The following is a 24,717-nucleotide window of genomic DNA, read 5'->3' as shown; positions in this document are numbered from 1 at the left end:
GTATGAATAAATATTTGTCGAATTTAGTAATGTCTGATTTTGGGTAAGCCTACAATTCTATTAAACTAAAGACACCCATATATGGGTGTCTTTTTTATTTTCTCTATACTAGAATATAAATAAAAAGCCTTTCATATTTCTATGAAAGGCTTTCTTGCTGGGTGGAAGACCGGTCTCGAACCGGCGACCTTCGGAACCACAATCCGACGCTCTAACCAACTGAGCTACAACCACCGTGTTAATTGCGGATGCAAATGTAAGTCATTTGTTTTATATATTCAAAATAAAAACTGAAAAAAAATTAAATTAAATCAGAAACATTTTCAACGGCTACGTAACGTTCTGTAGTAAAGCCTTCTGCATATTTTACACCGACCATTCTACCTAAGTCTTCTGAACGATATGTTAGACTATCATAGAAGGTTTTGCTTGTAATTGGTGTTTCCGGCTCTTTACTATCGGGATCATAGAACTGAGATCTATAAGCTTTAATAGCCTCTATTTTTATATCTAAATATCCTGTAATATCCACCACAAAATCAGGTTTGTCATCTTTCCATTGCATATAATGATAAACCAGTTTAGGTCTCCATGCTTTCTGAGAAACGCCATCTATTTCAGTTTCAATTTTGCGTAAACCACTTAAAAAACAAGCATCACTTACAAGACTACTCCCCTTTCCATGATCTATATGTCTATCTCTTAAAGCATTACATAAAACCATATTGGGTTGGTATTTACGTATCATTTTGATTATTTCTAATTGATGCGCTTTATCATTCGCAAAAAATCCATCTGCCATTTTTAAATTTTCTCTAACGCTTACTCCAATAATTTTCCCTGCATTGGCAGCTTCAACCATACGCAGCTCAGCAGACCCCCTTGTTCCTAACTCTCCTTGTGTAAGATCTATTATCCCTACCTTTTTACCATTTGCTATCTCCTTGGCTAAGGTGCCCGCACAACCAAGTTCTACATCATCAGGATGTGCACCAAATGCCAAAATGTCTAACTTCATATATGTTTATTTTATTGTATTCTTAAAAGCCTGTTCAATATCCGCTATTAAATCTTCTATATCTTCAATCCCTGCAGATAATCTCAATAAATTTGATACAATGCCTTGTTTTTGTCGTTCTTCTTCCGGTAACAGCGCATGTGATGTTTTTGCAGGAGACAAAATGGTACTCTCCACTCCTGCTAAACTCATTGAAGGCTTTATTAATTGTAACTGCTCTGAAAAGGCCACACTATCTATATCGGTATTTAGTTCAAAACTTAGCATACCTCCAAAACCTTTCATTTGTTTTTTTGCTATTTCATGATCTGGATGAGTTGTCAATCCTGGGTAATACACATGATCAACCATTTTATGCTCATTTAGATAATTTGCTAATAGCATTGCATTTTCATTCTGAGCCTTAACACGAATGCCTAAAGTTTTCATACTACGTTCTAAAAGCCACACAGTATAATCACTTAAATTACCTCCCAAATTTTTTCCGACATGAAATATCTTCTCTATATGCTCTTTGTTAGCACATACGGCCCCAGCTAAAATATCGGAATGACCTCCTAAATATTTGGTTGCACTATGTAGTACTACATCTATACCTAAAATAAAAGGTTGCTGATTTACTGGGCTTGCAAATGTATTATCTATAACAGAAACCACGTTATATTTCTTAGCTAAAGCTACAACCATTTCTATATCAGTTACAGCCAGTAACGGGTTAGATGGTGTTTCTATATAAATAACCTTTGTATTTTCCTGTATTTCACTTTCAAAGTTTTCTTTAGTCAGTCCTTTTGTAAAGGAATAAGAGATGTGGTAATTATCAAAAAATTCAGCTACTAAATTATAAGTTCCTCCATATAAAGACTGCTGTAAAACAATATGATCTCCACTACGTAAAAAAGCTAAAAGACTGGTGCTAATAGCTGCCATACCACTTCCGAAAATCAAAGCATCGTCCGTTTGTTCTAAAGCTGCCAATTTTTTACACACCCCTTCTTGGTTAGGTGTATTAAAATATCTGGGATACCTCTTTATATCAACATTTTCATATGCATATGAAGTACTAATATACAAAGGAGATACGGCTCCTTTATAGTTTGTATCTTCTACTTCTCCGGTATGGGTACATATCGTATTTAATCCTTTTTTTTTAGCCATTATAACTTTAATTTCTGGTTCTTGTTGACTCAAAAAATGAAAACTAACCTATATATTCATTTACAAGACGAGCTATATATCTATGTATCCATAGGTATGAATGACAGCTTTGTAGAAGCATCAGAAATAGCTTCTGCTAAAGAGATATTACCACAACCACACTAAGCTTACTTTAACTTTTGATTTTTCTCTAGCTTTTTATCCAATTTATAATTTCTGAGTCTATTGGTAATGTTTGAGGGGCAATAACTTTTTCAAGTTCTCCTTTTTCATTTATCAAATATTTTTGAAAATTCCATTTTACCTCAGAATCTTCTAAGCCATTCTTACTTTTCTCAGTTAAAAAATGATATACTGGACTCATATCTTCTCCTTTAACCGATATTTTACTCATCATAGGAAACGTTACCCCATAATTTTCACGACAAAAGCTAGCTATTTCTTCATTGGTTCCCGGCTCTTGCCCTGCAAAATTATTTGCAGGAAAACCTATAATGATAAAATTATCTTTTTTATACGTATTATAAAGCGTTTCCAAGTGTTCATACTGTGGCGTTAACCCACATTTAGAAGCTGTATTTACAATCATAATCTTTTTCCCTTTCAACGTAGAAAAATCAAATGTTTTACCATACAAATCTGTTACCTTAAACTGGTAAATAGTTTCTTTTTGTGCATATGTAGCCATCGTAAATAATAGTGCTAAAATATATACTAATTGTCTCATTTGGTTGATTTTATTTAAAAGTAAAGCCAATTTAAGAATTAAATTTTGCTACTACTTTTCATTTGTTACGAATTTAACGTTTCGTTTTGTAATTAAAAAATCCCGCACTAGGCGGGATTCAATTTATTTTTTAAAATTTACCCGATACCTCCAATAAGCTAAAGCAGCAAATGGTAATATAATGCCTACCGTGTAATATACAAAGGTTGGTGTTATAAGCTTATCTCCACTAGCATAACTGTGTAAACCGCTTAAGTAAAAGTTAACACCAAAATAGGTCATCATAATAGATGAATAAGCAATTACAGAAAGAAAATTAAAAGAAAATTTACCTCTAAGCCCCGGTACCAATCGCATATGTATAATAAAAGCATAAATCATAATACTAATAAGCGCCCAGGTTTCTTTAGGATCCCAACCCCAATAACGCCCCCAGCTCTCATTAGCCCACTGACCTCCAAGGAAGTTACCAATAGTTAACATTACCAAACCAACCGTAAGAGCTAATTCATTAATAATGGTAATTTCTTGTATGGCTAAGGCTATTTTAGATTTCGTTTTATTTGTTGAAATAAGATATAAAAACAAGCTCAATATCCCTAAAATAAATCCAAGTGTAAAAGGCCCGTAGCTACCTACAATTACAGCTACGTGAATTTTTAGCCAATAACTGTTTAGTACAGGTACTAAATTACCTATTTCAGGATCTACCCAACTCATATGAGCTACCATTAATACTATAGACGTAACGAAAGCAGTTGCTCCTACAGCTAAACCAGACTTTTTAATGAATAACAGACCTATACCCATAGTAGCCCAACCCACATAAATTAAACTTTCATAAGAATTACTCCACGGTGCATGGCCAGATATATACCATCTAGCTAATAACCCACCCGTGTGTAATATGAAAAAGAAAATGATTATTGCCTTACAAGCAATAGCCAAGTAGTTTAGCCATTTCTTATCTATGAAAATTTGAGTTACCAGTACTATTAACATAAAAGAACCAACCAACATATACCATACAAATAGTTTTTTAAACACATTATATTTATTGTATAGAAGTTCAATTTTAACCTTTTTCTCCGAAGGCATAATATCCTTAGATAATCGCAATTGGTTCTTTTTAAAGCCTTCAATCATACTATCAGCATTCGAATAGTCTCCATCTATTTTGGCTTGTCTTAAATATTCTCTATATAAATCAAAAGAATGGTTTACAAATTTAGCATACGAACTATCTTTAATAAACTCAGGATGTTCTATATAATCTCTTTGTGAAATCCATTTATTGTTTTCATCATCTGGTACTGGGAATATCTTTAACATTTCCCCACTAAGCGCTCTATTTACAAAACCAAGTTTTAAATCAGCATCCTTAAATTCTTTCTGAAATTGGTTTGGATTTATAGCTCGGTAAGCCTCTTCTATAAAAGGTTCTAATTTATAATTTCCCTGTGCATCAAAAAAGTCAATAAACTTTACATATTTAGCTTTCTCTGGCACCCCTAAAACATGATGTAACGAGTCGTTATCTTTTTTAATATAAATAATAGGCGCATGATACCAAGGTAAAGGATTTTGCAGCATTGATAATAAAATCTGATCTGCATTCATATCCTCAAAAGAATCGGTATGCCTTAGTTTTCGTATTAATTCTGACGAAAAGGTATTAACAGGCTTCATACGTCCTCCTTCATCCTGTATAATCAATTTACCAAAAAGCGCTGCGTGCTCTTTAGTAACAGTTGTAGAATGAATTAAGTTAGTCACTTGGGTTTCTGTTAACATCATAGGGTCAGCTCCATGATCTTCATGATCAGTATGTTGATCTTGAGCGAAAACAGAAGTCCACGTAAACAAAATTAAAACAATGGTTGTTAACGACTTACGTTTAAATTCTAAATGTTTTAGCTTTTTTCCTAATTCTTTAAATCTGGTTTTTCCTAAAAACATCATAGCCATTAAACCAGCATATAAAAGGTAGTACCCTAGATATGTAATAGTAGTTCCCCAATAGTCATGATTTACAGAAAGTACCGTCCCCATCATATCTTGCGAGAAAGATGATTGAAACATTCTATATCCCTTATAATCCAAAACATGGTTCATATAAATATCATAATCAAAAGGTTTTTCGTCATCTACCGTAACTTTACTCATAAAAGAAGAAAAACTCCCTTCTGTTCCAGGATATTTTTCTGCAATAAAATCATTTAACGTTACCGCAAAAGGCAATTGTTTTCTAATTGACCCATAAGTTAAATCAAAGGTTAATTTTCCTACGGTTACACTTTCAGGTGCACCATCGGTTCCTGCTCCTCCTAATATTTTTACAATCTTAGATTCATTTCCTACAGTAACCTTAACAATTAAAGCATCCATTGATTGTTTGGTAACTTCATTATCTGGTAGTGCAACAATATCATAATTACCTCTCACTAAACTATCAGGAATAACAAAATTCATCCCGGCACTATTGTATAATGATCGCAGCATTAAAGGTTGAATAGTATCTGCAATCAAAGTACCTTGTAGCCTATCTGCCATTCTCATAAAAGTACCATCAAAAGGAGACTCAATAGTATATTCAGATCCCGTTGTACTTAGGTTAATTGCTCCGTTAGCCGGTTTATTTAATGAAAAAATTAGGTTATGAATTTGAGCATTGGTACCACTCTTTAAATAATGCTCATGTCTACTACCGCTACCCGATTCTACAATCTTTAGATACTCGTCTCCATTTTCTGACGGAATAAAAGCTTCTTCCGCACCATCAATAAAATCAACATATTCAATAGTAAAAGGTTTTCCTTTAAAGTCGAAGTTCCAGTTAAACTTATTATTAGCATAAAAGTTATTGGCATGTTCAGAAAACAAAAAACTTCCTTGTAACAATTTAGAGTCACCATCTATATTACCTTCCTCATTAATATAGGCAGATAAATATGCTTTTTCGGAAAGATAATAATTAGCAGTTTCACCTTCAGGAATAGACATGGTTCCCTCATCTCCTAAATATCTTGTAACCCAAGCTCCCATTATAATGAATAAGAATGCCAAGTGCAGTAATAAAATAGACCATTTTTCCTTTTTGTACAATTTATATCGGGTAATATTTCCCATAAAATTGATTACAAAAAATAACATAATAGCTTCAAACCACTTCGTATTGTAGATATATAGTCTAGCAGTCTCAATATTTGTATAATGCTCTATGAAAGTTCCCGCTGCCATGGAAAGGGCAAAAACAATAAATAAAACCGCCATTAAACGGGTGGAGAAAAGAACTTTGGATATTGGGTTTGACATTGTAATAACTAATTAAAATTTATAGCTTTTAAAAAAACAATAAATTCAGGTTATGATTTCAATGTGCAAAAATAGTATGTTTTTGGTCTATAACTAACTAAATTATCTTAAAATTTACTTAGCTTTTATCTGTTGAATTATCAGAACGATGCGAATACATATCTATATGAATTGCATTTGCCATACGCTGTGCTTTATTTTTTAGGATACTCACATTTTCGCCTTCAAAATTTTCATCAAGAACAGCAACCCAAAGCTCCAACCACGCTTTAAAATGATCCTGATTCATATTATGGCTGAAAAAGCCATCTACCTTTCTATGTTTTTCCATAGGATTCCCTTCGTAACCACTATCAAAAAACAATTGACCACACCAAAAATCGGTTAAATGTGCTAAATGCGTTTCCCAATTAGATATCATTCCTGTAAAATAAGGAGATAGATAATTGTCTTTACGTATGACCTTGTAAAATAAATTCACCAACAAAGCTACGTCTTCCCTGTTATTAATTTCCCTTCTTTGCATGGTGTAAATATAATTAATATAATTACTGTATTAGTTTGCTCTAGGTAAGTTTTTAATTTTATTATAAATTGTATTTTTGCCTTATGATTACAGTAACAATTATTGGAGCAGGTAATGTAGCATTTCATTTATGCAAAGCTATTTACTCATGTAATGAACTTCAACTACAACAAATTTACAACAGAAGTGAATTCACTGCTGAATTTGATGTTTTTGAATCTCATAAAACTCACAATATAAAGGATTTAATGGAGGCAGCTATTTATATTATATCGGTTTCTGATAATTCCGTTGCTACAGTAGCCAATAGCCTTCCTTTTGAGAATAAATTGGTGGTTCATACTACCGGAAGTGTTGGTATGACTGATTTGCCTTCTAAAAATAGACGAGGCGTATTTTATCCGTTGCAAACATTTTCAAAATCTAAGAATGTTGATTTCTCAAAAATACCCTTATGTCTTGAAGCTGAAAATGAAGCAGATTTAGAATTTCTTAAAGAAATAGCGTCAAAACTAAGTGAGTCTATGTATGAAATTGACTCCGATCAACGAAAAGCTATACACTTAGCTGCGGTGTATGTAAATAACTTTACAAATCACTTATTTTATGTGGCCGATACGTTATGTAAAGACAAAAAAATACCGTTTGAAATACTTAAACCTTTAGTTGAAGAAACGGTAGATAAAATTAAACATTTAAACCCTTTAAGTTCTCAAACAGGGCCCGCTAAAAGAAAGGATTCTAAAACAATTGAAACCCATTTAGCACAACTAACCGACTATCCTGAATATAAAGATATATACAAGGTACTAACCAATTCAATACTAAAAACCTATGAGTGAAAAAAGCTATAAAGAATACTTACATCATATAACCACATTTGTATTTGACGTAGATGGTGTTTTAACAGATGGCTCTGTATTAGTAACCACAGAAGGAGAAGTTTTAAGAACTATGAATGTTAAAGATGGGTACGCTTTAAAAGCTGCTATTCTAAGTGATTATACTATTTGTATTATTACAGCAGGAAATAACGAAGGGGTTAAGGTTAGACTTCGCTCACTAGGTATTACAGATATTTATATGGGGTCTTTTCATAAAGCTGATTCCTTAGATGAATTTCTAGATATATATAATATTAACCCTGAAAATGTATTGTATATGGGTGATGACATACCCGACGTCCCACCTATGAAAATGATTGGTTTGCCTACATGCCCGCAAGATGCCGCCCCCGAAGTTAAAGAAATCGCAAGCTATATTTCTGATATTAAAGGAGGTAAAGGTTGTGTTAGAGACGTAATAGAACAGGTTATGAAAGTTCAAGGTAAATGGAGTAACGATTTTGATAAAGAACTTTTTAAAAAATAACCTACAGAATGCATTACCTTAAACTTATTAGAACTCCTAATTTAATTATATTGGCCTTAGCCCAATATATTTTTAAATATTACTTTATCTATTATTACTACCCTATGACAGGGCTTAGTGATTTTGAATTTTTCTTATTGGTATTTTCTACAGTTTGTATTGCAGCAGGTGGATACGTTATTAACGACATCATGGATATTGATACAGATACCATAAATAAACCCGAAAAAGTTATTATAGATACACATATAAGTGAAAAAAAAGCAACTACCCTATTTATTGTTTTAAATATAATTGGTGTTGGCTTAGGATTTTACTTATCGTATATGACAAATCTGCCTAAGTTTGCTATGCTCTTTGTTTTTTCATCAGGCATCTTATACCTATACGCCAATAACCTTAAAAATTACATTGTTTTATCAAATATTATAGTAGCTTTTTTAATTGCTATAAGTATTTTATTAGTTGGTATTTTCAGTATTCTACCGTTATACACTAATTATATTTATGCTGAACTTAATAAGGTGATGTTTACCAAATTATTGATTTATGCAGGCTTAGCTTTTGCAATTAATTTTATTAGAGAAATTGTAAAAGATATAGAAGATATAGACGGCGATTACAATAGTGGGAGAAACACGATACCCATTGCACTAGGAATTAAAAGAACTGGTATTTTAACAGGCATTTTAGCCCTACTCCTTTTCGGAGTTATCGGATACATTACATTTAATCATTTATATTCTAGTCAAATTACTAGTTATTATGTTTTCTTTTTAATTATGATACCATTATTGTATGTTGCTATTAGCTCTTTTATAGCTAAAAAGAAAAGTAACTTTAAACCTTTACAACTAATTCTAAAAGGTGTGATGTTAACTGGTATATTCGCTGTAGTGATTATTTATAAATTTATACTAACGTAAATAACATCAACTATATGATAGATTCATTTTTAACTTCTTATAAAATTATTTTAGCGTCAAATTCTCCTCGTAGAAAACAGTTTCTAACTGATTTGAAAATTCCATTTGAAGTTAAAACAGCAAATATTGATGAAGTATACCCTGATCATTTAGTAAAGGGTGAAATAACAGATTATTTAGCCAAATTAAAAGCTGCTCCATTAGAGAAGGATTTGAAGGATAATCAAATTCTTATTACATCAGACACCATTGTTTGGCATAATGATACTGCTTTAGGTAAACCAGTAAATGAAGCGGAAGCTTTTTCTATGCTATCGAATCTTTCAGGCACCAACCATCAGGTAATCAGCTCGGTGTGTTTAACTACCAAAAAACAACAATTGGTAGAGAGTGTAACTACCGAAGTAACTTTTAAAGATTTAACTCCAGAAGAAATTAACTATTACATTGCTAATTACCAACCTTTTGACAAAGCCGGAGCTTACGGTATCCAAGAATGGATTGGATATATTGGTATTACCAGCATTGCCGGTTCTTATAACAATGTGGTAGGTTTACCTACTGCTAAATTTTACGAATTATTAAAAAAATTGGTATAAGCCTACCTAACAATCTAGGTTAGGTACAATTTTTGATGTAATTTAATCTAACTAAAACCCTTATTATGCGCAAAATTCTTGCTACTCTTTTTTTAAGTACCTTTAGTTTTATTGCTATTGCCCAATCCCCTACAAAATATACATCTTCCGAAATCTATAAAAAAATTCAAAAACTGAATTTTTTGGGATCTGTAATGTACATAGCAGCCCACCCCGATGATGAAAACACAGCATTAATATCTTACTTTTCAAATGAGGTAAACGCTAGAACTCGCTATCTTTCATTGACTCGTGGAGATGGTGGACAAAATCTTATAGGTAAAGAATTGCGCGAATTATTAGGTGTTTTAAGAACCCAGGAATTATTAGCTGCTCGACGTGTAGACGGAGGAGAACAATTTTTTACCAGAGCTAACGATTTTGGTTTTAGTAAAACTCCTGACGAAACACTCACATTTTGGAATGAAAAGGAAGTTTTAGGTGATGTAGTATGGGCTATACGTAATTTTAAACCAGATATTATCATAAATCGATTTGATCATAGAACACCGGGTACAACACACGGACATCATACTACTTCTGCTATCTTAAGCGTTGAAGCTTTTGATAAAACCGGAGATAAAAATGTATATCCAGAACAACTTGAAAGTGTTGACACATGGCAACCAAAACGTTTATTTTTCAATACTTCATGGTGGTTTTATGGTAGTCAGGAAAAATTTAAAAAAGCCGATAAATCTAATTTAATTGCTGTAGACGCAGGTGTTTATTACCCTGAATTAGGATTAAGTAATGGAGAAATAGCTGGATTAAGTAGAAGTCAGCATAAATGTCAGGGATTTGGAACAGCCGGAACCAGAGGTGAAAAAGAAGAATACCTTGAATTATTAAAAGGTACTATGCCTAAGGACCAGAATAACTTGTTTGAAGGAATTAATACTACTTGGACACGGGTTAAAGGTGGAAAAGCTATTGAAGTAATTCTTAAAGATGTTGAAGACCATTTTGATTTTGCACATCCTGAGAAACATTTAGATGCTTTATTAGATGCATATGTATTAATTAGTAAACTTAAAGATGCCTACTGGAGAGATTATAAGTTAGCAGAAATTAAAGATATTATTTTAGCTTGCAGTGGTTTATACTTGAATGTTACAAGCAACACACCTTATGCAACACCAGAAGAAGATATTACATATCAATTAGAATTAGTTAACAGAACCAACCAACATATAAAACTGGAAAGTATTGCGGTAAATGGAAAAGTTACTAAGAGTAAATATAGCTCAATGGTACCTGTAAATATATCAGAAAAATACCCTATTTCTGTAAAGTTAAACAAAGATATCTTATTCAATACACCTTACTGGTTAACAGAAGAAGGTACATTAGGAATGTACAATGTTACCAACCCGCAACTTATAGGATTACCAGAAACTCCCAGTCCAATTAATACAACAGTAAATTTAAAAATAAACAATGTATCTATTAGTTTCACTAAACCATTGTTTTATAAAAAAGTATATCCTGATAAAGGAGAAACCTATCAACCCTTTTATATTTTACCGAAAGCAAGTTCTTCTATAGATAAGGATGTTATTTTATTTGCAGATACTCACGAAAAAGAAATAACTGTAAGCGTTAAGGCGTTTAAAGCCAACATAAACGGAAACGTAAGTCTTCATGTACCAGAAAGATGGAAAGTAAGTCCGGCTAAAATTCCATTCTCAATAGCTTTAAAAGATGATTTTAAAAATGTTAGCTTTAAAGTAACTCCACCAGACGGTGAAAGTGTAGGTATTATAGCGCCTATTATTAATTTAGAAGGTAGAACTTATGATAAAACCTTAAAAACAATCACTTACGACCATATTCCGAATCAATATGTACTATTACCCGCTAAAACAAAAGTTGTTCGTTTAAACATTCAAAAAGAAGGTAATTACATTGGATATATTGCGGGAGCAGGAGATAAAGTTCCAGAATCTTTACAAGAAATAGGGTATCATGTGTCTATGATTAATCCAGATACAATGTCGTTAGACGGACTTAAACAATTTGATGCCGTTATCATTGGTATCAGAGCCTATAATGTATTAGAAACACTACCCTACAAACAATCTGTTTTAGAAACTTATGTAAACACGGGAGGTACGGTTATTACACAATACAACACAAATAGAGGACTTTTAACCAACCATTTAGCCCCTTTTGATATAACCTTATCAAGAGATAGAGTAACCAATGAAAACTCCGAAGTAATCATTTTAGAACCAAAACATACCTTATTGAATTTCCCTAATAAAATAACGGACACGGACTTTGAAGGTTGGACTCAAGAGCGCGGACTTTATTTTCCTAGTTCATGGGGAAAAGAGTTTACTTCGATTCTATCAATGCATGATAAAGGGGAAACCGCTAAAAAAGGAAGCTTATTAGTAGCTAAGTACGGTAAAGGATATTATATTTATACCGGTTTAAGTTTTTTCAGAGAATTACCTGCCGGTGTACCGGGTGCCTTTAAATTATTTACTAATTTAATTTCTATAGGGAAAAGTAATTTAAATACTAAAAATATTAAAGGATAATGTTTGAAAAGTTCAAATGGAATAATATATATCTTGCAGTAATCATAGCTAATATTGTTTACTTCATTATTTTCTACATCATAATGACAAGTAATAGTTAGGTATGGAGCTAATAGATTGGATTGTTTTAACGGGAACCCTTGCTTTTATTGTTATTTTCGGGTATATAAAAACACGAGGAAGTCGTGATGTAAAGGATTATATCTTAGGAAATAATGAAGCAAAATGGTATACCATTGGTCTTTCAGTAATGGCTACTCAAGCCAGTGCTATTACCTTTTTATCTACCCCTGGACAGGCTTTTCATGACGGAATGGGATTTGTTCAATTCTATTTCGGTCTTCCTTTTGCTACCATTGTAATTTGTATGGTATTTATTCCTATTTACCATAAATTAAAAGTATATACCGCTTACGAGTTTTTAGAAAACAGATTTGATCTTAAAACCAGAAGCTTGGCTGCTATTTTATTCTTAATTCAAAGAGGTTTAGCTGCCGGTATTACTATATATGCACCATCTATTATTTTATCTGCTGTATTAGAATGGAATTTAGAAACCCTAAACCTTATTATTGGAGTACTAGTAATAATATATACGGTTTCAGGAGGTACTAAGGCGGTAAACGTAACTCAAAAGCATCAAATGTTTATTATTATGTTGGGTATGCTTGCTGCATTTTTCATCATTTTGTATTATTTACCTAGCGACATTACCTTTGGAAAAGCGTTAAAAATTGCAGGTGCTAATAATAAGCTTAATATTCTTGATTTTTCATTTGACTCTGATAACAGGTATACATTCTGGTATGGCATTACAGGAGGTTTTTTTCTTATGCTTGCTTATTTTGGAACCGATCAAAGTCAGGTACAAAGATATCTATCAGGGAAATCTGTTAGAGAAAGTCAATTAGGACTTATTTTTAATGCATTCTTAAAAATACCAATGCAATTTTTTATTTTATTGGTAGGTGTTATGGTTTTTGTTTTCTATCAATACAACCACTCCCCTCTTAATTTCAATCCAGCTGCACAGAAAGCGGTTATGGAATCTCCTTATAAAAAAGAGTATTTACAGTTAGATGTAGAACATAGACTATCGGAAGTAGTTAAGAAAATTGCTCAAGACCAATTTTCAGCTGCTCTAGATATTAAAGAATATGAGGCTACTGTTGCTGCAAAAAATAAAATTATAGAGCTTAATAAAGAAGAACAAGAACGTAGAGAAAAGGCTAAAGAAATTATTAAGAAAGTTGACAGCTCTATTGAAACAAACGATAAAGATTATGTTTTTATACACTTCATACTAAATAATCTCCCTACGGGAGTTATAGGTTTGTTGTTGGCCATGATTTTATCTGCTGCAATGTCTTCTACAGCATCTGAATTAAACGCATTAGGAACCATTACAACCATAGATATTTATAAGCGTAATCAACGCAAAGAAAAATCTGAAGAGCATTATTTAAAAGCTTCAAAAGGGTTTACCTTACTATGGGGTATTATAGCCATATTATTCGCTAATTTTGGCTCATTGGTTGAAAATCTTATACAGTTGGTTAATATCATAGGATCTATTTTCTATGGAAATGTATTAGGTATATTTCTTATTGCTTTCTTTTTAAAATTTATAAAAGCAAATGCTACATTTATCGGAGCTTTAATAACTCAGGCTATTGTTATTATTATTTACTATTATGCTATTTATATACATCCGGCCGGTGAAGAAAAAGTAAGTTATTTAATGTTGAATTTGTATGGATGTTTATTAATAGTGGTCATAGCTTCTATATTACAATTAATGCTACCAAAAAAACTTAGTAATGGAACAAGAAAAAGTTAATTGGGCAATTCTTGGTACGGGTAAAATAGCCCGTCAGTTTGCTACAGATTTAGATAAAGTACCTAATGCGGTAAAATATGTTGTAGCTTCGCGTTCAGAGGAAAAAGCTTCTAATTTTGCCTCTGAATTCAATTTTGAAACCTCCTACGGTTCCTATGAAGCATTAGCTAAAGATACAAAAGTAGATGCTGTTTATATTGCTAGTCCGCATGCATTACATGCAGAGCATACAAAACTATTTTTAAAGCATAAGATTTCTGTTTTATGTGAGAAACCATTCGCCATGAATACAAATGAAGTTCAGGAAATGATTTCACTAGCTAAAAAGCAAGATACATTATTAATGGAGGCCTTGTGGACACATTTCTTGCCTCATTATAATTATGTATTAGAATTGGTTTCATCTGGTAAAATGGGAGCGATAACATCATTAAAAGCTGATTTTGGGTTTTATAAACGTTTTAATAATAATGCCCGTTTATTTAATAAAGAACTTGGCGGTGGGAGTCTTTTAGATATTGGTATTTACCCTATTTTTGCTGCACTTACACTACTAGGTATACCAGAAAATATTGAAGCTGACGCCACATATTATGATAACGGTGCTGACTCTAGCTGCCAAATGGAGTTTACCTACAAAAATAATGTCATAGCCAACCTAAAAAGTACATTACTCGAAAAAACAGCAACAGAAGCAGTAATTGAATGTGAAAAAGGAACCATTCATATCTTAGGTCATTTTCATAAACCTACTCAGGTTAGAATAACGACTCATAACGTTTCTGAAATTAAAGATTTTGGGTACACTACTATTGGTTATAATTTTGAAGCAACTCATTTTACAGAGTTAATTCTTAATGGTAAAAAAGAAAGTCCAATAATGACCTATAACAAAAGTTTGGCACTCATTAACTTATTAGATAAGGTTAGAGAATTAATAAACTTACACTATTAATTACAGCTTATTTACCGGGTACAAAACCCAAAATAAACAAGTAATTTTAATACTTTTTTACTGACAATAATCAGTAAAATAACACTGCATAAATTAGTCTTTAAAAAGGGTAAAAAGTAATTTTACCCTTTTTAAAGACTAATATTTATGAAAAATTTCATCGTAATCTTACTTGTTTTTAGCTTTAATTTTTGCTTCACTCAATCTAATGTATTACGCCTAAACCTTGATGAAGAAGGTACAACTTATATAAAAGGAAGTGTACGTAGTATGTTTTGGGCTAGATATATTGATATGAACCCTGGTACAATGGTAAACAATGAAGCATTAGCTAACGATATCGATTTTTCAGTTCGAAGATTACGCATAAGTATCCAATCTCAAATTACCCCAAAACTTTATTTCTATAGTTTAATTGGCGGAAATAACATTAATAATAAAACAGAAAAAGACTGGAGAATTAGAGTATTAGATTTAAATATTGAATATGAATTAGCTAAAGAATTTAATATTGGTATAGGTAAACATGCCTGGGACGGACTAAGCAGAAACCTAGTAAGGAGTAGTGCTTCATTAATGGCTGTAGATGCTCCCCTATTTTCTTTACTAAGCGTTAATAAAAATGATGACATAGGAAGAGGCTTTGGTATATGGGCTAAAGGACAAGTAGGTAAATTTGATTATATAGTTTCTTTAAAAAAGCCTGCGCCATATGGCGTTACTGCACAAGAAGGTGTTACAGATTATGCCTTAAACAATCCTAAATTGCGATCTTCAGTTTATGTGAAATATGAATTTCTAGATAATGAAAGTAATAAAACTGCATATAGTGGAGGTGTGGGTTCTTATTTAGGAAAGAAAAAAATATTAAACCTTGGTGTAGGCTGTCTTTTTGAACCAAAAATGACTTCACGCTTAATTAATAATGAAGAAATATTTTATGATTTTAAAAACTGGGCTGCTGAAATTTTCTATGATACTCCTATTAATACTAATAAAAATACAGCTATAACCTTATATACAGGATTCTATCATACCGATTTTGGGTTAAATTATATTAGAAATGTTGGTGCAAACAACTATACTTCTGATGGAACATCCTTTAATGGAGCTGGGAATGCCTTCCCTATGATTGGAACAGGAAATACGTATTTCTTCCAATTGGGGTATTTATTAGATAAAAATCTTTTAGGTAAAGAAAAATTTAATGGCCAATTACAACCAAATATAGCTATACAACAATCTTATTTCGAAGCATTAGAAGATCCATCCACCGTAGTTGATTTAGGTGTTAACTGGTTCTTTAAAGGACATTCTAACAAATTATCTGTTGGATATCAATCTAGACCTATTTTTAATGAAAATACTTCTGGAGCACTTGTTGAAACTGACCGAAAAGGCATGGCCGTTCTACAATATCAAATAGTCATCAATTAAGTTTATTTTTTAGGGATAAATTATTGGTGAAATCATAAATCTGAATTATTTTTAGCGCTTATGTTAAAAGTAAACATTTATGCATTCATCAAGTAGAAGAAATTGGATTAAAAAAAGTGCACTAGGAATAGGTGCTGTTGCTGCCACTCCATTCACCACATGGGCAAATAGAGTTGTTATTGCAAACGAAACAAATAGCACTTTTTTACATCCGGAAACATTCCCCTTTAATGAATTTACACCACCATATATTTTACCAGAAAAACCTCTAGCTATCTTAGCTTGGAATGAAAATCCTTATGGGTTTTCACCTATGGCGTTAGAGGCAATTAACGAAAGTACTAGTAAAGCTAATAGATACGGATGGCAAGACCTTATGGGGCTTAAAAAAGTGATTGCTGAAAAGGAAGGTGTAAATCCATCAAATATAATGTTAGGCCCTGGCTCTACAGATTTATTAGAAAGAACATCTGTTTACTGTTTTAGAGACGGTGGAAATGTAATAAGTGCGGATCCTGCTTATATGTCAGTTATTAGTGTAGCACAGGCTTCTGGGGCTACTTGGAAAGCGATTAAGCTAACCGAAAACTACGAGCACGATTTAGAAGGAATGGAATTAGCTATGGATAAAGAGACTAAACTAGTTTATATCGCAAATCCAAATAATCCAACAGGAAGTAAAACCAATCGTAATGATTTATATGAATTTTGTGCTAAGGTTTCTAAAAAAGCACCTGTTTTTGTTGATGAGGCCTATTTAGAGTTTTCTAAAAATGGACTTGAAGACAGTATGGTTGACTTGGTTAAAAAGGGTAAAAATGTAATTATATCTAGAACATTTTCTAAGATTTACGGTATGGCAGGTATGCGATGCGGTTATATTGTAGCTCATGAAGATTTAATAACCGAATTGAGCAATTTTACCATACCTGGGTTTGGAATTAGTTCCCCTACAATAATTGCTGCACAAGTTGCTTTAGACGATAAAGAGCATTTGCATAAATGCAGAACTGATATCTTAGAATACCGTGATATTACTATTAAGTACTTAATTACTAAAAACATCAATTATATTCCTTCCGAGGCTAATTTTGTGATTTTTGAAATTAACATGGACGGCACCAAATTTACTGAAGAGATGTACAATTCTGGTATTGTAATTAGAACTTTTAAATTCTGGGACAAAACTTGGTGCAGAGTAACCATTGGAACTGATGATGAAATGAGAGTGTTTTTTAACGCAATGGATAAAATTTATCGTAAATAAAAATTATATCTTTAAACATAAAAAAGGGTATTAATCTCTGTCGATATCATATCATTATTTTACCTAATATCGTAATAAGATACAACTCCACTAAATAAAATGAGTTATATTAAATTTCACAAATTAATATAACTCATTCGATACAAAATAACGCTGTTAAATAAAAATTAGATGTAATTTTTATTTATACAACCAAACTATATTGTTTTATTGATCTCCTAAAATAATAGGTAATCCATCTTTACCACTACCTATAACAATTACCTTGGCATTAGTAGATTTTGATAACTCCAGTGTAGCCTGAATTCCCTTTTCCTTAAGAATTCTATCGGTTAACGAAGCATTTAAAATCTCGTTAGCTCTAGCTTTACCTTCTGCCTCTATCTTTTGTCTCTCTGCCTCCTTCTGTGCTTTAGTTAATCTAAACTCATACTCTAAAGACTCTTGTTCCTGACGTAATTTACGCTCTATAGCATCTTTAATTGTAACAGGTAAGGTTATGTCTCTAACCAATACCTTTTCTAAATCTACATATTGAGTTTCTAAGATGCTCTTAGTTGCATTTAAAATTTCTAATTGTATAGTATCTCTCTTACTTGAATATAATTCTTCAGGAGTATATCTACCTATAATACTTCTTGTTGCAGAACGAAGCGCTGGAATTATGATCCTTTGAACATACTCTTCTCCCTTTTGTTGGTGTAAAAGTCCTAATTTATAAACTTCAGGTTTAAACCAAACTGTTGCATCTAATTTAATATCTAACCCATTAGAAGACAATACATTCATTTTTTCAGATAACTGCTGCTGTCTTGTTTCATAAATAAAAACTTTATTCCATGGCCCTACAATATGTATTCCTTCACCTAAAGGTGCTTGATCTGTAACCACACCTCCTCCAAAAGGTTTATACATTACACCTGCTTCTCCAGATCCAATTGTGATAGCTGATTTAAATACTATTATTAATCCAATTACTACAATTACAATAATTGCAATTAATTGTTTCGATATTCCGTTCATATTATATGTATTATTATATGTTATATTTATATAAGTATTCTACTTAGTGTATAAGTTACAAAGAAAAGGACAAAAAACACCTACCTATATATGACCAAAGTACTTTCTTAAAAACCATTCTATCCCAAGTAAAAAGGCTAAAACAAATAGTAGTAACTTCCAACTAACTAGTGGAGATATCTTTTCTGATGATTTCTGAACTGGTTTATATAATTCGGTTGCTATCAATTCTCTTTTTAATGCATCTACGTTTTGAAGTAAAAACGTTTTTCCATTAGTTGTATTAGCTAGCTTAGCTAGTTTGTTATAATTAGCATTATAAAATTGATCTTCTACAGAAAATGGTATTAAGGTAAAAGTTCCCGACTTTTTAAAATCACCATTAGCTGCTAAAACGGTATAATCATAAGTACCTGGAGTAATCGTATTATTAGTAAACTCAAAATACGAATTTTTAAACTGCATCTGATACTCTTGCGCTTCTCCACTTTCTTTATTCTTTAATTTTATAGATAGCGAAGCATTTGTGTCTAACTCATAATTCTTATTAAAATAAGCCGCGTCTATTAGAACAGTACCATAGTAAAAATTCTTAGCTTCTACCTGCAAACGCTCTTTCTTTTTATTAGACGCCAAATAGAAAACTAATTTATTTATTAATTGATCATATTCTTTAAAATTACCAGCCTCTAAAAATGTTTTAGCTCTCCATCTCCAGCTATTCTCACCAAATAATACAGCACATCTTCTATTATTATTTTCAATAGTAACTAATAAAGGATCTTCTAAAGTGATATTTCTAACTTTTTGCTGTAATAAAATATCGTAATTTCCTTTAAATGTTACATTTCCTAAATATCCTTTTAAAGGAGGAAACTTTTCAAAAGGAATATCATTTAAAATAAATGTAGTAAACCCAGAATTATAGGCTGGTGTTATTTCTTCCTGATTAGAAATATCTTTAAAAACATCGTTCTGAATCTTATTTAAAAAATCCCAATCTGTTTTACTTCCGGTAACAATAAACGTATTTTTTTGGAAACTGTTTATTTGCTTATATAAATTTTTAAAGCTTTCAACAGGTTGATACAATATAACCAATTGAAAATCATTTAATTTATCAATAAATTCTGAAGGGCTACCAATAACAACAGTACGTTGTTCATTAGATTCTATACTTTTTTTAAGAGCCCCTAAATCTGGGTGTATAATATCTGATACCAATGCTATTTTGGTTTTCTGATCTAATACTTCTACAGCAAAATTCCCCTTATTATTAGCTGTATTTTTTTCATCATTCAATTCAGATATACTAGCCATATATCTCAATACTCCAAACTTATTTGCTTTTAAAAGAACTTCAACCTTACTTGAAGAATTTTCTGGTGAAAAAGAAATAGCTTCTGAGTACACTGTATTAGAACCAGACTTTATTTTAAATGTTAAATCTTTATCAGAATTCCCCTTATATTTTAAAAAAATCTCAACAGGAAATTCGTTGTCATAAAAAGCATAATTATTTACATTTATTTTTGCAATACGGATGTCTTCATATTGAATAGTATCACCTACCACTAATGAATAAATAGGATGTTGTATTTTATTAGCTATGTATTCATAATCTAAACCATACGTCTGATTCCCATCAGTACATAACACAATAGGAGCTGTACTGTCCGAATACATACCATCAACAGTGGTAATCGCATTAGAAATATCTGTTATGTCTCCTTTAAAACTAAATGTATTATTTTCAGTCTGTACGTCTTTACTAAAACGATACGTTTGAATATCGTATTTATTTTTCAGGTCTTTATCCTGAATAAAATTATTGATTACATCTTTAAGTTGGGTAGTATCAGTAATTTTGGTTATAGAAGAAGAACCATCTACCAATACCGATAAAACAGGTTTTTTTAAAGTATAGCTAGTATGCTTTACCTTTGGGTTTATTATAAGTAACCCTAAAATAAAAAGGACCAAAAACCTTGAGATAGCGGTAATTATATACCATCCTCTTCTCTCCTCAGATTTTTGGCGATAATAAAAAAAGGCTACGGCTGCCGAAACAACCAGAGCCAATATAATATATACAATTGTTATAGTACTCAATTAATGACTATGTTAACATTCCTCCATCAACATTCAATGTTTGTCCGGTAACATAGGCACTCATATCAGAAGCTAAAAATAAACAAGCATTCGCTACATCTTCAGTAGTACCCCCTCTTTTCAACGGAATACCATCTCTCCAACCTTGAACTACTTTTTCATCTAATTTAGCTGTCATTTCAGTTTCAATAAAACCAGGAGCAATAGCATTACATCTAATATTTCTAGACCCTAATTCAAGAGCTACAGACTTCGTAAATCCTAAAATACCTGCCTTTGAAGCGGCATAGTTAGTTTGTCCTGCGTTACCTTTTACACCAACCACAGAACTCATATTAATAATAGAACCTTTACGTTGCTTAAGCATTGTGCGTTGTACCGCTTTCGTCATATTAAACACCGACTTAAGATTCACCTCTATAACTTTATCAAAATCTTCTTCTGAGATTCTCATAAGTAAGTTATCCTTAGTAATACCAGCATTATTAATTAAGATATCAATTGCGCCAAACTCTTTTACCACATCTTCCGCTAAAGCCTGAGCTTCTTGAAAATTAGCCGCATTGCTTTGATATCCTTTAACTTTTACTCCTAAAGTATTTAATTCATCTTCTAATGCTTTAGCTGCATCTACAGAGGAGCTATATGTAAATGCGATATTGGCACCATGCTGAGCAAAAATTTCAGCAATACCTTTACCAATACCCCTACTTGCACCGGTAATAATAGCCGTTTTACCTTCTAAAAGTTTCATTAATATGTATTCTATTTTAATTATTAAATTCAAATATAACAATTTAGATTCTGTGAAAAATAAAAAACCTCATATTTCAATGAGGTTTTCTAATTAATCTATTATAAATCACTATTTCTTAAACCTTTAGGTTTTTCATAATTAAATAAGTAATCTACATCTAATTCTTTTACATTACCTAATTGTTTTAATGCCTCCATATCTACTTCATTCTTATTTCCAATAACCATAACGTTATAATCTTCATTTTTTATGTTCTCATCAAAGAAGGTATGTAGATCTTCCAGTGTCATATTTTTAATAGTATTGTAAATTTCTTCTCTATTATCATAGTCAATGCCTTTTTTCTTTTGAGTTTCGTATCTCCAAAAGATGCTTGTTTTAGTAATTCGTTGTGCGGCAATTTTTTTAAGTGCAGCATCCTTAGCCGCATTAAATTGTTGTTCGGCATCTGGCATATTTTTCATTAAATATATCATAGCGTCTACCGCTTGTGGCATTTTATTAGCCTGTGTACCTATATATGCATATACATAATTAGACTTATCTTTTTCAGAAGCATTAGAATAACTTGCAAAAGCAGAATATGCAAGTGCTTTAGACTCTCTTATTTCCTGGAAAACAATAGAGGATAACCCACTACCAAAATACGAATTAAATAATGTAGATGCTGCCATGTTTTTAGGATCAAAAGGAGCACTCTTAGCTAAAAATAGCATCTCAGTTTGTACCATATCGTAGTCTACAAAATAAACATTTCCTCCCGTTTCATCCTCTTGATAAACATTAGCTTTAGGATATTGTTTTAAAGCTCCTTTCAGTTTATGCTGATCATTTAAATTAGCTATTGCAGCATCAATATCCTTTCCGTAATAAAAAATACGTTGTTTATAATTTTTAAGACCTTTGATAAGATCTACTAAGTCTTTAGGGTCTTTTTCTTTTAATTGAGATACCGTATAAATATTTCTAAGAGAAGAATCTTCCCCATATTTACCATAATTCATTAATCCATTCCATAGAATAAAGCTTTTTTCCGATATATTATCTTGTCTACCCTTAGCAATTTGATCTACATATTTATTATAGGTTTCCTGATTGGCTACCGCGTTATCCCAAAGTTCTTCCAGTAAACTTAGTCCTTTTGGTAAATTTTCCTTTAAACCTCTTAAAGCTACATATGTCTGGTCATTATCTACACCTACATAATAATTAACACCTAATTTATAAAACTCTTTTTTAAGCTCTTCAGGAGAATACTTAGCAGTACCTACGTACTCAAGATAATTTAAAGCAGTACTTAAATCTTTATTATTATCACTTCCCATATCAAAAAGAATGTATAACTGAAATAAATCATTCAATTCATTTTCTATATAAGAAACCTCTACTCCATTTGCTAAGCTAATTTTTTGAATAGCTTTATCAAAATCAACATATTGTGGTTCTAGAGGTGCTGTTTCCATTTCAATAAACTTAGTGAAATATTCAGATTGCTTATCTCTATTTAGATTTACCTGCGTTATTTTAGGATTCTGAACCTTTACAATATTTTCATCTTCTCCCTGATGCTTATAGATTACTACATAATTTTCTTTATAAAAATCATTAGCAAATGCTATTAAATCTTCTTTATTGATGTTTTTAAGATCATCCAAAAGCTTTACTCTATCTTCCCAATTTTGATGATGAATAAAAGCATCATAGTATGCACTTGCCAAAGCTGTACTGTTTTCGTATTGTCTGGTCTGATTTAATTTTAGGTCATTTACTACTGCATCTATCATCCAGTCTTCAAATTCTCCTTTTTTTAATTTGTCTATTTGTTCTAACAGCAAATCTTTCACTTCCTCTAAAGTCTGGTTAGCTCTTGGTGTACCATTAAATTGATGATAGCCATAGTCATTCATAAAATTAGGATAACAACTTGCACGTTGAACAACTTGCTTTTGGTTTAGATTTAAATCTATTAACCCAGCATTACCATTAGCCATAATCATATCACACAACATAAGATATTTTTCTCCATCAGTTCCAACACCTGGTGATCTAAAAGCTATGGTAACATTTTCAGCAGTTGGCCCGTAAACTTCCTTAATAACAGGTGATGTTATAGGTGCTTCTTTAGGTAATGTAGGATGCGTAACTTCTTTTCTTTTTAATTTACCAAAAGTATCATCTACAGCCTTAATAGTTTTATCATAATCAATATCACCTACCAATACTAAAGCCATATTATTAGGCACATAGTACTTATCAAAATAGTTATGAATAGCTACCATTGAAGGATTCTTTAAATGCTCTGCTGTACCAATAGTAGTTTGAGTACCATAAGGGTGTGTAGGAAACAACGAAGACATTGTAGCATGGTACATTTTAAAGTAATCGTTATCCTGACTTCTGTTAAACTCTTCAAAAACAGCCTCTAATTCTGTATGAAATAATCGAAGTACCAATTCTCCAAAACGATCACTTTCTAAAGCTAACCATTTATTTAATTCATTTGAAGGGATTTTATTTTTGTAAACGGTTTCCTCTACAGATGTATGAGCATTGGTACCTGTAGCACCCATAGACTGGGTAATTTTATCGTATTCATTGGCCACACAATAATTAGATGCTATTAACGACACACTATCGATTTTACGATAAATTGCCAATTTTTCTTCAGGATTAATAGCAATTTTATGCGCTTCATATAAATCAGAAATTTGATGTAAATAACTACTTTCCGTTTCCCAATTCAAGGTTCCTAATTCATGGGTACCTTTAAAAAGCATATGTTCAAGGTAGTGTGCTAAACCAGTAGTTTCTTTAGGATCATAGGTAGAACCGGCTCGTACAGCAATATAGGTTTGAATTTTAGGTTCATCTGTATTTTTACTTAAATATACTTTTAAACCATTGTCTAAAGTGTATAGCCTTAGCCCTGTAGGGTCATTTGTAACATATTCATAAGTATACCCAACTGAATCTTTCTCTGATTTCGTTACAATTTCGGTTGAATCATCATGCATTTCTTTGGATTGATCACAACTCACAAAAAGCAAAGAAGTAACCAATAAACTACCTAACAGTGTCTTGATTTGTTTCATAAATGT

The 24,717-nt window shown here is 31.8% G+C and carries 19 protein-coding genes and 1 tRNA gene; 10 read left to right on the top strand and 10 right to left on the bottom strand.

Annotation, left to right across the window (positions count from 1 at the left end; all coding sequences use genetic code 11):
- Positions 1-159 precede the first annotated feature (159 nt).
- The 3 genes from NBRC110019_RS02175 to NBRC110019_RS02165 form a co-directional block, all read right to left on the bottom strand.
- Positions 160-235: transfer RNA gene (locus tag NBRC110019_RS02175), tRNA-His, on the bottom strand.
- Positions 236-301: 66 nt separating this feature from the next.
- Positions 302-1,018: a bacillithiol biosynthesis deacetylase BshB1 gene (gene bshB1, locus NBRC110019_RS02170; protein WP_281751884.1), complete on the bottom strand. Its 717-nt coding sequence runs from the start codon at positions 1,016-1,018 to the stop codon at positions 302-304.
- 6 nt (positions 1,019-1,024) lie between these two features.
- Positions 1,025-2,176: a trans-sulfuration enzyme family protein gene (locus NBRC110019_RS02165; protein WP_281751880.1), complete on the bottom strand. Its 1,152-nt coding sequence runs from the start codon at positions 2,174-2,176 to the stop codon at positions 1,025-1,027.
- A 36-nt stretch (positions 2,177-2,212) separates the two neighbouring features.
- Between NBRC110019_RS02165 and NBRC110019_RS02160 the strand changes: the two genes are divergently transcribed.
- Positions 2,213-2,341, top strand: coding sequence for a hypothetical protein (locus tag NBRC110019_RS02160; protein ID WP_281751878.1), 129 nt, complete (start codon positions 2,213-2,215; stop codon positions 2,339-2,341).
- Between the two features lie 25 nt (positions 2,342-2,366).
- Here NBRC110019_RS02160 and NBRC110019_RS02155 read toward each other — a convergent pair whose 3' ends face one another.
- The 3 genes from NBRC110019_RS02155 to NBRC110019_RS02145 all read right to left on the bottom strand — a co-directional run bounded on the left by NBRC110019_RS02155 (position 2,367) and on the right by NBRC110019_RS02145 (position 6,744).
- Positions 2,367-2,903 (bottom strand): glutathione peroxidase, encoded by a 537-nt coding sequence (locus NBRC110019_RS02155; RefSeq protein ID WP_281751876.1) that lies wholly within the window; start codon positions 2,901-2,903, stop codon positions 2,367-2,369.
- A 123-nt stretch (positions 2,904-3,026) separates the two neighbouring features.
- Positions 3,027-6,218, bottom strand: coding sequence for a cytochrome c biogenesis protein (locus NBRC110019_RS02150; RefSeq protein ID WP_281751874.1), 3,192 nt, complete (start codon positions 6,216-6,218; stop codon positions 3,027-3,029).
- Between the two features lie 118 nt (positions 6,219-6,336).
- Complete coding sequence (locus NBRC110019_RS02145; RefSeq protein WP_281751872.1) at positions 6,337-6,744, bottom strand: group III truncated hemoglobin; 408 nt, start codon at positions 6,742-6,744, stop codon at positions 6,337-6,339.
- Between the two features lie 83 nt (positions 6,745-6,827).
- Between NBRC110019_RS02145 and NBRC110019_RS02140 the strand changes: the two genes are divergently transcribed.
- The 9 genes from NBRC110019_RS02140 (at position 6,828) to NBRC110019_RS02100 (ending at position 17,727) form a co-directional block, all read left to right on the top strand.
- A complete protein-coding gene (locus tag NBRC110019_RS02140; RefSeq protein WP_281751870.1) occupies positions 6,828-7,586 on the top strand; it encodes a Rossmann-like and DUF2520 domain-containing protein in 759 nt (252 codons plus the stop codon).
- The gene (locus tag NBRC110019_RS02135; RefSeq protein ID WP_281751868.1) at positions 7,579-8,115 is read left to right on the top strand and encodes a KdsC family phosphatase; all 537 of its coding nucleotides are present in this window, start codon (positions 7,579-7,581) and stop codon (positions 8,113-8,115) included. Before NBRC110019_RS02140 ends, NBRC110019_RS02135 begins: the two co-directional genes overlap by 8 nt.
- Positions 8,116-8,123: 8 nt before the next feature.
- Positions 8,124-9,041 (top strand): geranylgeranylglycerol-phosphate geranylgeranyltransferase, encoded by a 918-nt coding sequence (locus tag NBRC110019_RS02130; protein WP_281751866.1) that lies wholly within the window; start codon positions 8,124-8,126, stop codon positions 9,039-9,041.
- Positions 9,042-9,055: 14 nt separating this feature from the next.
- Positions 9,056-9,640 carry a Maf-like protein gene (locus tag NBRC110019_RS02125; RefSeq protein WP_281751864.1) on the top strand — a complete coding sequence of 195 codons (585 nt, stop codon included), beginning with the start codon at positions 9,056-9,058 and terminating at the stop codon, positions 9,638-9,640.
- 65 nt (positions 9,641-9,705) lie between these two features.
- Positions 9,706-12,228: a PIG-L family deacetylase gene (locus tag NBRC110019_RS02120; RefSeq protein ID WP_281751862.1), complete on the top strand. Its 2,523-nt coding sequence runs from the start codon at positions 9,706-9,708 to the stop codon at positions 12,226-12,228.
- A 103-nt stretch (positions 12,229-12,331) separates the two neighbouring features.
- A complete protein-coding gene (locus NBRC110019_RS02115; RefSeq protein ID WP_281751860.1) occupies positions 12,332-14,068 on the top strand; it encodes a sodium:solute symporter family protein in 1,737 nt (578 codons plus the stop codon).
- Positions 14,049-15,023 carry a Gfo/Idh/MocA family protein gene (locus NBRC110019_RS02110; RefSeq protein WP_281751858.1) on the top strand — a complete coding sequence of 325 codons (975 nt, stop codon included), beginning with the start codon at positions 14,049-14,051 and terminating at the stop codon, positions 15,021-15,023. Before NBRC110019_RS02115 ends, NBRC110019_RS02110 begins: the two co-directional genes overlap by 20 nt.
- 147 nt (positions 15,024-15,170) lie before the next feature.
- The gene (locus NBRC110019_RS02105) at positions 15,171-16,460 is read left to right on the top strand and encodes a porin (RefSeq protein ID WP_281751857.1); all 1,290 of its coding nucleotides are present in this window, start codon (positions 15,171-15,173) and stop codon (positions 16,458-16,460) included.
- A 79-nt stretch (positions 16,461-16,539) separates the two neighbouring features.
- The gene (locus tag NBRC110019_RS02100) at positions 16,540-17,727 is read left to right on the top strand and encodes a pyridoxal phosphate-dependent aminotransferase (protein WP_281751855.1); all 1,188 of its coding nucleotides are present in this window, start codon (positions 16,540-16,542) and stop codon (positions 17,725-17,727) included.
- A 207-nt stretch (positions 17,728-17,934) separates the two neighbouring features.
- On the opposite strand, the gene NBRC110019_RS02095 is transcribed toward NBRC110019_RS02100, so the two are convergent.
- The 4 genes from NBRC110019_RS02095 to NBRC110019_RS02080 form a co-directional block, all read right to left on the bottom strand.
- Positions 17,935-18,750, bottom strand: coding sequence for a prohibitin family protein (locus NBRC110019_RS02095; protein ID WP_281751853.1), 816 nt, complete (start codon positions 18,748-18,750; stop codon positions 17,935-17,937).
- An 84-nt stretch (positions 18,751-18,834) separates the two neighbouring features.
- Positions 18,835-20,862 carry a vWA domain-containing protein gene (locus NBRC110019_RS02090; protein ID WP_281751851.1) on the bottom strand — a complete coding sequence of 676 codons (2,028 nt, stop codon included), beginning with the start codon at positions 20,860-20,862 and terminating at the stop codon, positions 18,835-18,837.
- Between the two features lie 7 nt (positions 20,863-20,869).
- Positions 20,870-21,616 carry a 3-oxoacyl-[acyl-carrier-protein] reductase gene (gene fabG, locus NBRC110019_RS02085; protein ID WP_281751849.1) on the bottom strand — a complete coding sequence of 249 codons (747 nt, stop codon included), beginning with the start codon at positions 21,614-21,616 and terminating at the stop codon, positions 20,870-20,872.
- Between the two features lie 101 nt (positions 21,617-21,717).
- Positions 21,718-24,711 (bottom strand): M16 family metallopeptidase, encoded by a 2,994-nt coding sequence (locus NBRC110019_RS02080; protein ID WP_281751847.1) that lies wholly within the window; start codon positions 24,709-24,711, stop codon positions 21,718-21,720.
- Positions 24,712-24,717 lie beyond the last annotated feature (6 nt).

Source organism: Neptunitalea chrysea (assembly GCF_027924145.1).
GTDB lineage: Bacteria > Bacteroidota > Bacteroidia > Flavobacteriales > Flavobacteriaceae > Neptunitalea > Neptunitalea chrysea.
Note: the sequence above shows the minus strand (reverse complement) of the source record. Positions and strands in the feature narration are given on the sequence as shown.